The sequence below is a fragment of the Arthrobacter liuii genome (assembly GCF_014639275.1).
Taxonomy (GTDB): domain Bacteria; phylum Actinomycetota; class Actinomycetes; order Actinomycetales; family Micrococcaceae; genus Arthrobacter; species Arthrobacter liuii.
Window position 1 is genome coordinate 24,380 of sequence record NZ_BMFW01000034.1, and the last position, 11,491, is coordinate 35,870.

Consider the following 11,491-nt stretch of genomic DNA (forward strand, 5'->3'; position numbering starts at 1 on the left):
GGTGTGTCCTTTCAGGCAGCGGGGAGGTTGTTGATCAGGTCCTCGCTGACGCCGGCTTGCCTTGCCAGCGCCATGAGGCCTTCGGTGACGGATGCGGGCAGGCTGATTCCGTCGTGGGTGTTTTTGTCCTTGGCGCGCAGCTCGATCTCGCCCGGCATGTGGATCGCGTCGCTGCCGGGTGCCAACGCTGAGCTCTTGATCTGGTTGATGTAGCGGTCCACGGATGCTTTGAAGATTTGCGGGTCCAGGAAGGCGGAGACCTTGATGGCCATGAAGAAGTGGCTGATTCTGTTCGGGCTTTCCAGCTCCTGGTACATGGAGTGGATGTCGGTGCCGAACTCCCCGCCGCTCAGGAGCGCGGAAAGGACCTCAACGATGATTGCCAGGCCGTAGCCCTTCGGGCCGCCGACGGGGAACAGGGAGCCGCCGTTGATGACTTCGTCGGGCACGGTCGTCGGCTGGCCGTTGCTGTCCACGCCCCAGCCCTCAGGGATGGCTTCTCCTTTGCTCTTGGCGTTGAGAATCTTTCCGAGGGGGACCACGCTGGTGGCCATGTCCACCACGATCGGGCGGTGGGTCAGGGAGGGGACAACAACTGAGAGCGGGTTGTTGCCGATCCGGGCTTCCGCTCCGCCCGGCGCTGGCATGAGCGGTTCGACGTTACTCACGGTGATGCCGATCAGATCGTGTTCCGCCAGTTGGGCGGCCCAGTAGGCTGCTGCGCCGAAATGGTTGCTGTTGCGGACACTGACCGCAGCGAGCGGGGTGTCGTTCGTCTTGGCGAGCAGGATGTCCACGGCGCGCTGGGATACGACCTGTCCGAAGCCGTTGTCGCCGTCGAGGACCGCTGTTGCGGGTGTCTCACTGACTGTCTTCAGTTCCGGCGTGGGGTTCATGACGCGGTTGTTGAGGCGCTGCAGGTATGTCTCCATGCGGAGGACACCGTGGCTGCTGACACCGCGCAGGTCTGCGTCGACGAGGGAGTCGGCGACGATCCGGGCGTCCGGTTCCGGCAGTCCGTTCTTGTGGAGGATTCCTGCGGTCAGTTCCAGAAGGTCGGAGGCCTGGATGGCATGGGATTCGGTCACTGGAGGGCTCCTTCAGTGCTGGAGGTGGTTGCGGGTTCGGGGGTGAATTCTTTGCGTTCTTTCAGTAGCACCAGGTAGATCACCGCTGCTGCGCCGCCGATCAGGCCTGCGATCACGAGGGCAGAGATGAAGCTGCCGGTGACCGTGGCAATGAATCCGGTGAGGATGGGAGCGATCCATCCGGCGATGTTGCCAATGAAGTTCTGCATTCCGGCAAGTGTTCCGGAGGCCCCGTTGGGTGCGATCTCGGAGACGATGGCCCAGGATGCACCGTTGGAGAACATCATGCCTCCGAGTGACGCTGCGATCAGGAGCACGGCGGAGAGCTGGTCGCCTACGAAAGCTGCCGGGATGATGGCCAGGGAGACGATCATGCCGGTGGCCATGACGCGGCGCCGGGCGCGGACGGCGGAGAGTCCGTTTTTGATCATGCGGTCTGACAGGTAGCCGCCGAGCAGGGCGCCGATGGAGGCGCAGACCCACGGCAGGATGGCGTAGAAGCCTGCGGTGATCAGGGTCATCTTCCGCTCGGTGACGAGGTACACCGGCAGCCAGGTCAGCATGAGGTAGAGCAGGTAGTCCTGGGCGAAGAGGCCGTAGAGGATGGCCCAGACGTTCTTCGACCGGAGCATCTGAGCCCAACGGATCTTGACCACGGGGCCTGCGGCCTGGGGTGCGGCATCGCCAGAGATGATGTGGGCCAGTTCGGCCGCGTTGACCTTCTTGTTGTCTTTGGGCTTGTTGGTGAAGTGGAAGAGCCACAGGCCAGCCCAGATGACACCGATTGCGCCGGTCAGAAGGAACGCCGTCTCCCATCCGAGGGTGGTGACGACCCACGCTACCGCCGGGGTGGTTAAGCCGGCCCCTACGGCGATTCCCATGGTGAACAGCCCGTTGGCGATGCCGCGTTCCCGGGAGGGCAGCCAGTCGGAGATAACCCGGACGTTGGTGGGGAACGCGGGGGATTCACCGATGCCCATGAGTGCGCGGACACCGATGAGGAGGCCGAAAGAGCGAACCATGCCGGTGAGCATGGAGCAGATGGACCACCAGACGATGGCGATCGCATAGATGGCGCGGGCGCCGATCTTGTCGACCAGGACTCCGACGGGGATTTGCATCAGGGCATAGGTCCAGAAGAAGGCGGAGCCGAGCACGCCGAACTGGATCTTGTCCATGTTCAGGTCCTTCATCATGGAGGGGCCAGCGACCCCGAGGACTGAACGGTCCAGGTAGTTGATGGATGTTGCCAGGAATATGAGGGTGGCAACAATCCACCGCTTGTTGGTAGGTTTCACAACTACTATCTCCTTTGATTTCGTCGTCTAGCTTGATTCTTCTGATGCTTGTTTCGTGTTGTTTTGAGGTGGTGTCCTGAACCGGAACGGGGCGGTCACCACTTGGTAGCGATGTATTTGGTCTCCATAAATTCGAGCATTCCGTCCTGCGAGCCTTCGCGGCCCAAACCGCTTTGCTTGACGCCCCCGAATGGTGCCGCGGGGTCGGACAAAAGCCCTTGGTTGATGGCGATCATTCCCGACTCGATCCGCTCGGCGATGGCGAGGCCGCGCTGCAGGTCCTTGGTGTAGATGTAGGCGGAAAGCCCAAGGACGGTGGAATTGGCGGCATCGATGGCTTCGTCATCGGAGTCGAAGGCGATGATGCTGGCCACCGGTCCGAAAATTTCCTCCCTGACGATCCGTGAGCTGGCCGGAACGTGTGCCAGGACGGTGGGCGGGTAGAAATATCCTTGGCCTTCGGGCAGGGTGGCGCCGAGCAGGATTTCCGCGCCGTCGCTGACCGCTTCGGAAACGAGGGAACCGACCTTGGTCACGGCCGCTGCATTGATCAGCGGCCCGCACCCTGATGATGGATCCGTGCCAGCCCCCATGGATAGTTCTCCCATGCGTGCGGCGAGTTTGCGCCCTAGTCCGTCGGCAATGCTGCGGTGCGCGTAGATGCGGTTTGCCGCCGTGCAGGCCTGGCCGCCGTTCCGCATTTTCGCGACCATGAGGCCCTCTACTGCGTCGTCGAGATCAGCGTCGTCGAAGACCAGGAACGGTGCGTTGCCGCCGAGCTCCATGGAGGTCTTCAGGACGTTGTCAGCGGACTCGTGGAGCAGGGTGCGTCCGATTTCGGTGGAGCCCGTGAAGGACAGGGCGCGGACCCGGTCGTCGTGCAGCATCGTGGATACCACGGGGCCGGACTTTCGGGTGGTTACAACGTTCACGACGCCCTCGGGCACCCCCGCGTCTCGGCAGCACTCGGCGATCAGGTAAGCCGTCAGGGGAGTTTCAGTGGCAGGTTTGAGCACCACGGTGCAGCCGGCGGCGAGGGCTGGTGCGATTTTCCGGGTCGCCATGGCCGCGGGGAAATTCCACGGAGTGACGAGGACGGCCACACCGATCGGTTCGTACTGGGCCAGGATGCGGTTCTTGCCTGAGGGGGAGACGCTGATGTGCCCCCGGGCCCGGACCGCCTCCTCGGAGTACCAGCGGAAGAACTCGGCGGCGTAGGCTGTCTCGCCGCGGGCGTCGGCCAGGGTTTTGCCGTTCTCGGTTGAGATCAGCCGGGCGATTTCTTCCGCGCGGCTGGTCATTTGTTCGAAGCAGCGCCGAAGGATTTCGGCCCGTTCCCTGGGGGCAAGAGCCTTCCACGCGGGCAGGGCTGCGGCTGCCGCATCAACGGCGTCGGTGGCCTGCTTTTCGTCGGCGTTTGCCACGGTGGCGATGATTTGGCCGGTGGATGGGTTGAGGACAGGGATATGGTCGTTGGCGCCAGGAACGTAGTGCCCGCCGATCCACAGGTCAGTGTTTTGAAGCGATGTTGCGATTGCGGTCATGCGTGTTGTCTTCCTAGGAGTGTGAGGGTCTATCGGGTTGCTGTGGCGGCGTGGACGAGTTGCCGGTCGCCTCGGAATGCGGCTGCTGCGATGGTTTCCAGGGCGTCGATGTCCAGGGTGCGGGGGTTGTTCTCGACCAGCCGGGTTGCCTTCATTGCCTGGGTTGCCAGCCAACGTTCCTCGCCCTGTGGCATGCCGAGTCCGACGAGGGTGGAGGGGATGCCGATGTCGGTCAGGAGCGCGGCAATGCGGTCGATGAACAGGTGGGAGAGTTGCTCGTCGTCTTCTTGCCCGTTGCCCACGTTCATGGCACGGGCGAGGGCTGCGAACTCCGTCACGCGTGCTGGACGGTTGAACTCCATGACATAGGGGAGCAAGACGCCGACGCCGACACCGTGCGGTGTATGTGTTGCTGCACCGACCGGGTACTGGAGGGCGTGGGCGGCTGCCGTCCCGCCGGTGCCGAGCGCCAGGCCGCCTGCCATTGCGGCGAACACCATGTCGTCCCGTGCCACCGCAAGGCGTGCCGGGTCTGCGTCGCCCTTGACGGCGGTCTTAAGGCTTCTGCCGATCGCCGCTGTTGCCGCCAGGGCATACTGATCGGTCAGCAGGGACTTGCCGACGAACACCCGCTCGGAAGCAAGGAGCGGTGTGGCAGGGCGCCGTATGGCAGTGAAAGACTCGATGGCGTGTGAGAGCGCATCCGTTCCCACGGCTGCCGTCAGCGCCGGCGGGGCGCTGTCGCTCAGTTCGGGATCGCAGATGGCGGTTACTGGCACGATGTGAGGGCTGGAGATGCCTACCTTCATCTCTCTGTCGAGATCACTCACGACGGCTACGGGTGTTGCCTCCGAGCCCGTTCCGGCCGTGGTGGGGACGGCGATGACGGGGACTGTCGGGCCGGGGACGGCAAATTCCCCGTAGTAGTCCTGCGGCTTGCCGCCGTACGTGAGCAGTATTGCAATGACCTTCGCAAAATCCATGCATGTCCCGCCGCCGATCCCCACGACGACGTCGACGCGTTCACCGGCAAGTTTCTCCTTTGCGGCGAGGATGTCCGCGACGGGCAGTTCCGGTTGCACGTCAGCGATGGTGGTGCAGTGGATGCCCGAGTCCTTCAGCTGGCGCATCATGCACTCAAATGCCGGTTCCTGGGCCATGCGGGCGTCGGTGACGATTAGGGCCCGTTGTGTTCCGGACGGCAGGTGTTGGGGGAGGGCGTGGCGCTGTCCCCTCCCGACGAGGATTGTGGCGGGCTGCCGGAGCAGGCCCAAGGCTGGCTGGTGCATGTATTCCTCTTCGAATTCAGCATTGGCGCAGTGCCGCCTCGGGGCGGTGATTGCGCGGGGTGTCTTCACTTCAGGCCGCTCTGCTGCTGCCGTGGTAGTTGATAAATCAGATCCGATACGATCCAATGGTGAAGATAATTCAGGAAAGGTCAGACCATGTCAAGAGAAAAAAGTGACCTGGGTCATGGGGGGCCCTGGCAGGATGGCGATGGCGAGGGAGGAGCACGGAGGCGCCCGGGGCGGCTTGGTGACAGCGTCTACGACACGCTGCTCAATGAACTCCTGTCGGGGTCGATCGAGCCTGGCTCCCGCATCATGATCGACCGGCTGTCGCGCAGCCTCGGCGTGTCCCAGAGCCCGATCAGGGAGGCGTTGCTGCGGCTGGAGGCCCAAGGCCTGGTGACCAAGACGCATCTGGTCGGCTACCGTGCGGCTGAAATGATGAGCCGACGCCAGTTCGAGGAGCTGTATGAGATGCGGCTCCTCCTCGAACCGTTCGCAGTGAGTGGTTGTGCCCGGCTGGCCAGCGAGAAGCAAATTGGCACGCTGGAGCATATGACAAGCGAAATGAAACAGCAGTCGGGGCGCGGCTCATATGCTTCGTTTGCCCAGCAGGACGCGGAATTCCATGAATTTATTGCTTCCTGTGGGGGGAACTCGCTGGTTCGGGACAGCCTCTCTGACCTGCACGGTCACCTCCACCTCTTCCGCCTCCACTTCAACAACCAGGGCACGTCGGAGGCATTGCGGGAGCACGAGCAGATTCTTGCAGCGATCAAGGAACGCAACGCTGAGGGAGCGGCTGCCCTCATGAAGCGCCATATTGAAAATTCCAGGGACAGGCTGTTGAAAGCCTTTGCAAACGGAAGCGGCGACGCCCGGATAAGTCCTGCCACCGAAGGAGCGGTTGAAGAATCATGAAAGTCCTGCTCACCGACCAAGTATTTCCGAGCGTCGAGATCGAACGGATACTGCTCAGCGAAGCCGGGCACGAACTGGTTATCGCGACCTCGGAGAAAGAGGCAAGGCAGCACCTGGTGGACGCGGATGCTGTACTGACGACGTACCACCCGCTGCCCGCCGACGTCCTGGCGACAATGCGGCGGGCCAAAATAATCGCGCGGTACGGCATCGGTGTGGACAACATCGACCTGGCGGCCGCCGAATCCCGTGGCATTACCGTCACCAACGTTCCTGACTACTGCGTGGAGGAAGTGGCCGAACATGCGGTGGCGATGGCTTTGACGATCCATCGGCGGTTGCAGGACGCCGATGCTGCGGCCCGCAGGGGAGACTGGGGCGTTTCCTCCGTCCGCCCCATCCACCGGCTGTCCACCTTGACCGCGGGATTCCTGGGGTACGGCAGGATCGGACGGAAGGTAGCGGCCACGATGGCGACCTTCGGCTGCCGCATCATCGCCCACGACCCCTATGCGCCGCAGCTGCCAGCCTCTGTAACCGCTGTTAGCCTTGACGAACTCCTCGCACAGTCCGACCTCCTCTTCCTCCACGCACCGCTGACGCCAGATACGCGCGGAATCATCGACGCCGACGCGATAACGCGCATGCGGCCGAAAGCCATTGTTATCAATGTCGCACGCGGCCCCCTCGTTGTCCTGGAAGACCTGCTCGCGGCCCTCCGCGATCGCCGACTCGGGGGTGCGGGGCTGGACACTTTCCCGGTGGAACCGGTCGATTCTGAACTACTTACAGACATCCCGAACCTGTTGGTCAGCCCGCATGCTGCCTACTATTCTGAGGAAGCACTCAAAGAATCTCAACGCAAAGCCCTAGGACAGGTCATCAAAGTCCTTGCTGGGCAAAAGGCGGACTACGCCCTCGCCGGGTCATAAGACTCCGGTCCTACTGAATCTAGTTCACACCGGGAATGGAGGCACTTGGATGACCACTTCCAAGGCATGGGTCTCAAGTAACGTCGCGGGCAGATAGGGCCTCACTTGTTTCGCTCTTAGCGAGCACACCAAACGTCGATGATGGGCTTCCGTCAGCCCGGAGTGCTCGGAGGCTGGATGTTCGAGCCTCTCGCTGTCGTCGCTGGCGGTAGGGAAGATCTGTTGGCCTGTCACTAGTGGACATTGCCTTCGCTTTGCGGGACAAGAATCACTGCTTCTGGAATGGTAGGGCTTTGTAAGCCGTGTTCATGTTCCAGCCGATTGATACCAGTGTTGGCTGGAGGAACGGACAGACGTGAACGCCGCAGAGCTCCGCAGGTGTGAACGTCATAATCCCAGGGCTGAGTGCTGCGGCGACGGGCGGCTGGCGGGACCGAATCCCTACCTTGGCGCCCGGTCAGCCTGCCGCTATCGCCGAATCGAAGAATGCGCGCTCGAGCCGGACAGCTTCTGTGAAGGTGTCCTTGACGCGTTCACGGATCACCGCGTCAGGGGGCTCGACAGCGTTGAACTCCTCCCGCAGCCACGCCACCCAGGCGTTGTACTCCGGGTTGTTGTGCAGCCGGATCCATTCGGCGTGCTTGGGTGCTGTCGGCCAGGAGTCCGGGCCGCCGGCACGTGCCGCCCAGTCGGCGTACAACCACTCGGCCACCAGCAGCACCGCAAGAATGTTGGGGTAGGTGCGGGTGTTCAGAGCGCGGCGCATCAACGCGTCGAAGTCGCGGGTGGCGATCGTCAGTTCGGGGTTGTCGCGTTCCGCTTCGGGGATGGCCAATTCCTCGAAACAGTCTTGGAAATAGCTGTTTTCGTCCGATGCGAAGGACCCCAAGACTTTGGCGAACACGAGCCTGGACGACAGCGACGGTGCGGAGGCCACTGCCTGCCCCAGCAGGGCAACAAAGGCATCGCAGAACTGGTAATCCTGTACTAGGTAGTGCCGCAGCACGGAATCCCGGAGGCTGCCGTCCAGCAGCCGGTTAACGAATCCGTGCCCGACGGCGGCGTCCCAGTCCTCGGCGCAGCTGCTTCTTAGCTCTTCGGCAAAGCTCATGGTGTTTCCTCCTAGACAACCAGGGCTCGGCATTCGTGGGAAGGCCGAGCCGAGGCGGGTTGGTTTATCGGGGGATCAGTATCCGGCGATTTCGTGCGGGACGTACGGGTTTTCAAGGTCTGTCTTTTCCTCGGGTGTGAGCGTTAGCTCCAGAGAGCTCAGGGCGTCGTGGAGATGTTGTGGCTTGCTCGCACCGACGATTGGGGCGCTGACCACACTGTTGGAGCGGACCCAGGCCAGGGCTACTTGGGCGCGCGGCACCCCTCGGCGTTCGGCGATAGCGCGCACGGCGTCGGCGACCGCCTTGTCGCCGCTCTCGGCACTGTAGAGGGTCTTGCCGAACTCGTCCTTCTCCGAACGGTTGGTTTGCTCGTCCCAGTCCCGGGTCAGTTTGCCCCGGGCCAGGGGACTCCAGGGCAGGACCCCGATCTTTTGGTCGGCGCAGAGGGGGAACATTTCGCGTTCCTCCTCCCGGTATACGAGGTTGTAGTGGTCCTGCATCGTCACGAACCGGACCCAGCCATTGATTTGCTGCAGGTATAGGGCCTTGCTGAATTGCCATGCGGCCATCGAGGAGGCTCCGATGTAGCGGACTTTGCCGGCCTTGACGACGTCGTGCAGGGCTTCAAGCGTTTCCTCGATGGGCGTGGCGGGATCCCAACGGTGAATCTGGTACAGATCCACATAGTCCGTGCCCAACCTGGTCAGGCTGGCGTCAAGCTCCGCGAAGATGGCCTTACGCGAGAGTCCCCTTCCGTTCGGGCCGGGTCGCATCACGCCGTGGACCTTTGTGGCGATCACGATTTCCTCGCGGCGGGTGAACTCGGCCAGCGCGCTGCCTACGATCTCTTCGCTGGAGCCGTTGGAGTAGACGTTCGCGGTGTCGAAGAAATTGATGCCGGCATCCACGGCTTGGCGGATCAGCGGCCGGCTCTCACTTTCGGGCAGCGTCCACGGATGGGGACCCCGCGCGGGATCCCCATACGTCATACATCCCAGTGCCAGCGGTGAGATGTCCATGCCCGTGTTGCCGAGTTTGATGTAATCCATGTTCGTCCTCCGCCTTGCAGTCCCGGGCGCAGTTGCAAACCCTGCCCCCACGCTATGTGAAGAACAGCCCCTTGTGGGGCGTCCGCAGGGCGACACGGGCGATCCCACTGTCCCGGCCTCGCAGGCGAACGAGATTCCGCTGAGGCTGGAGAACCTACCCCGGACCCAGCCCCGGCGGACCCCACCGATGCCGTTCCCTACCTGCACCTAGTCAAGCGGGCCGGCTCTCTAGGTCGCAGTGTCATCCCACCGTATCGGCAATTCCTCGGGGCAAGTTCAGCTGCCATCCATTAGCATTTCCGGCAAGTGGCCAGTTAGGGGAGGGAGCTGTTCATGCACTACGTCGTCTTGCAGGTGATTCTCAAAGAGAAGCTATGGGGAACGGGATCGGGTAACTTGACCGAACTGGAGAAGACAATCAACGCTCAGGCAGCAAAGGGCTACCGGCTGCATACGATTACCACTTCCAGCAGCGGGAGCAAGGGGCTTGGTGGCGGCGACCGTATCCAGGCCACCATGGTGTTCGAAAGCCTGGAGTAGCACTGGTCAGGAGCAACGCCGCTCCCGGGCAGTGGAACAGCAGTAGGCAGGCAGTAGAACTACACTATGCGTCCACCCGGGGGGTGACAGGGTGATGGCAGCATCAGAAGCGGCTTGCCGATGGGCCGGGACTATTACCTGGATCCTGCTTGTCCTCGCCTCGATGGTCCTGATCAGTTACGGGATCGTACGCGCCGGCTGGCACCGCCGGCTGCCGTCCCCGGCCGTGCAGGAAGAGTCCTGGAACGGCAGCCTCTATATTTTCGCCGGGTGCGCGCTCTCCTTGGCCGCCGCCGTCTGGTCAAACTTCCGCGGCAACCCTGTGTGGGTGTCCGTCTGCGTTGGGCTGCCAGGGATTCCCGTGGGCTGGGCGACGCTGGATGATCCCTATGACCTGAAGCGTCATCTGGCCACCCTTATCTCCTTCCCGCTGGCCTTGGCAGGTATCGCCGAGGTCATATGGGCTGGCGGCCGCCGACAGCGGGGCTAGGAATTAGGTTGATGCCTGTGCATCGGTTGCCCAGCATCTACTTCGGGGCAACCCAGACCGGAGCGCCGGGGTGCACGGACTTTGTGGGAACCGTTGGCCCGTAATCAGGCTGCCGCTGGGAGCATCCATGGTCGCTGCACAGCTGCACCTCATCCACGGCGGCCGCCGCGCCTTCGACGTTGACGGTGATGATGCTGGCTCACCCCGCTGCCGGACAGAGGACACGGCAGCTGTTGCGGGCAGCACGACCCCTAACACCAAAACAGTGACCAGGACGCCCCAACTGGTTCGCATGCCAGAAGTCTAGGTTCGGGCTCCGCTGTGCCAGAGCAACGATATGGCGACGATGTCTTGAAGATGGATACCCTTCAAGGGTCAAGACGCCACAGGGAACCCATGAGGCTCCCTGTGGCAAGGATGCGGGGTCGTGGGCGGCTGTATGGAAGCGCAGCCGCAGGCGCGCTTGCGTTGCTGGCCTCTTCCGGCTGCGCGGAGCCCTTCACACGGGATGAGCCGCCCTGCTTCCCCCGGGCTATTCAGTGAACCCCGCAGCGGCGAATCCCGGCGAGACAGTGACTGTCCACGCGGCCGACGCGGACTGCAATCCCGCTACGGACAAAATGCCCTGGTTCACATCACGGTGAGCGACGCTCAAGGCCGGAAAGTCATCATGACGACTGCGCCGATGAACGACGCTGGCGGTTTCATCTACTAGTTTGAGGTGCCACCGCAGGCAGCTCCAGGGGAAGCCTCCGTTGAGGCTACCCCTACGGGGTCGACTGGTGTGACGACACAGGCAGGAACAACCGCGTCGCCCATCCGTCGGGCTTGGCCAGAACCTCTTGCGCAGCCAGGACCGCACCCCTGACGATCAGCCCATAAACGGGGGTGCACGACGTGCCGCGTTGTCCTGGAAGTCAGACCACTTTTGACCGCTGGTGTGTCTGCCAGTCCTAGGACCGGAAGGGCCACGCGCCAGGGACGGCTCCCGGTTTAGGTTGGTTTGGAGGTGGCTGGGTCGATCGGCGCGGCCAGGACCCCTCACGGCGGGCTTCGAGCCTGCGCGTGGGTGAAACAGTCGAATGTGTTGAGGGAGTGTTGATGAGGATTGCGGTGACTGGTGGAAGCGGCAAGCTGGGCCGGCATGTGGTGCGGCAGCTTGCGGAGGAGGGGCACTGGGTGTTGAATCTGGACCGGGTTGGTGAACGAAGCCCCGGTCTTGTGGTGG

Annotated in this window: 12 protein-coding genes; 6 read left to right on the forward strand and 6 right to left on the reverse strand. The window is 62.8% G+C overall.

Annotated elements, in window-relative coordinates; all coding sequences use genetic code 11:
* Positions 1-11: 11 nt before the first annotated feature.
* The 4 genes from IEW19_RS20175 to IEW19_RS20190 form a co-directional block, all read right to left on the reverse strand.
* Positions 12-1,088: an Ldh family oxidoreductase gene (locus tag IEW19_RS20175; RefSeq protein WP_188573361.1), complete on the reverse strand. Its 1,077-nt coding sequence runs from the start codon at positions 1,086-1,088 to the stop codon at positions 12-14.
* A complete protein-coding gene (locus tag IEW19_RS20180) occupies positions 1,085-2,386 on the reverse strand; it encodes an MFS transporter (protein ID WP_188573362.1) in 1,302 nt (433 codons plus the stop codon). The genes IEW19_RS20175 and IEW19_RS20180 overlap by 4 nt, the downstream gene beginning before the upstream one ends.
* Before the next feature lie 95 nt (positions 2,387-2,481).
* On the reverse strand, positions 2,482-3,930 hold the full coding sequence (locus IEW19_RS20185) for an NAD-dependent succinate-semialdehyde dehydrogenase (RefSeq protein ID WP_188573363.1): 1,449 nt from the start codon (positions 3,928-3,930) through the stop codon (positions 2,482-2,484).
* Between the two features lie 29 nt (positions 3,931-3,959).
* Positions 3,960-5,288, reverse strand: a complete 1,329-nt coding sequence (locus tag IEW19_RS20190) for an iron-containing alcohol dehydrogenase (protein WP_229748625.1) — start codon at positions 5,286-5,288, stop codon at positions 3,960-3,962.
* A gap of 87 nt (positions 5,289-5,375) precedes the next feature.
* On the opposite strand from IEW19_RS20190, the gene IEW19_RS20195 reads away from it, so the two are divergent.
* On the forward strand, positions 5,376-6,140 hold the full coding sequence (locus tag IEW19_RS20195) for a GntR family transcriptional regulator (RefSeq protein WP_188573364.1): 765 nt from the start codon (positions 5,376-5,378) through the stop codon (positions 6,138-6,140).
* Positions 6,137-7,072: a C-terminal binding protein gene (locus IEW19_RS20200; protein WP_188573365.1), complete on the forward strand. Its 936-nt coding sequence runs from the start codon at positions 6,137-6,139 to the stop codon at positions 7,070-7,072. Before IEW19_RS20195 ends, IEW19_RS20200 begins: the two co-directional genes overlap by 4 nt.
* Before the next feature lie 457 nt (positions 7,073-7,529).
* Here IEW19_RS20200 and IEW19_RS20205 read toward each other — a convergent pair whose 3' ends face one another.
* Both IEW19_RS20205 and IEW19_RS20210 read right to left on the reverse strand, forming a co-directional pair.
* Positions 7,530-8,183 carry a TenA family protein gene (locus tag IEW19_RS20205; RefSeq protein ID WP_188573366.1) on the reverse strand — a complete coding sequence of 218 codons (654 nt, stop codon included), beginning with the start codon at positions 8,181-8,183 and terminating at the stop codon, positions 7,530-7,532.
* A gap of 75 nt (positions 8,184-8,258) precedes the next feature.
* Positions 8,259-9,233 carry an aldo/keto reductase gene (locus tag IEW19_RS20210; protein ID WP_188573367.1) on the reverse strand — a complete coding sequence of 325 codons (975 nt, stop codon included), beginning with the start codon at positions 9,231-9,233 and terminating at the stop codon, positions 8,259-8,261.
* A gap of 333 nt (positions 9,234-9,566) precedes the next feature.
* On the opposite strand from IEW19_RS20210, the gene IEW19_RS20215 reads away from it, so the two are divergent.
* The 4 genes from IEW19_RS20215 to IEW19_RS20230 form a co-directional block, all read left to right on the forward strand.
* A complete protein-coding gene (locus IEW19_RS20215; protein WP_188573368.1) occupies positions 9,567-9,773 on the forward strand; it encodes a DUF4177 domain-containing protein in 207 nt (68 codons plus the stop codon).
* A 94-nt stretch (positions 9,774-9,867) separates the two neighbouring features.
* Positions 9,868-10,263: a hypothetical protein gene (locus IEW19_RS20220; RefSeq protein WP_229748626.1), complete on the forward strand. Its 396-nt coding sequence runs from the start codon at positions 9,868-9,870 to the stop codon at positions 10,261-10,263.
* Positions 10,264-10,390: 127 nt separating this feature from the next.
* Positions 10,391-10,570, forward strand: coding sequence for a hypothetical protein (locus IEW19_RS20225; protein WP_188573369.1), 180 nt, complete (start codon positions 10,391-10,393; stop codon positions 10,568-10,570).
* 794 nt (positions 10,571-11,364) lie between these two features.
* On the forward strand, positions 11,365-11,491 hold a 127-nt coding region (locus tag IEW19_RS20230; RefSeq protein ID WP_188573370.1), incomplete at its 3' end, for an NAD-dependent epimerase/dehydratase family protein.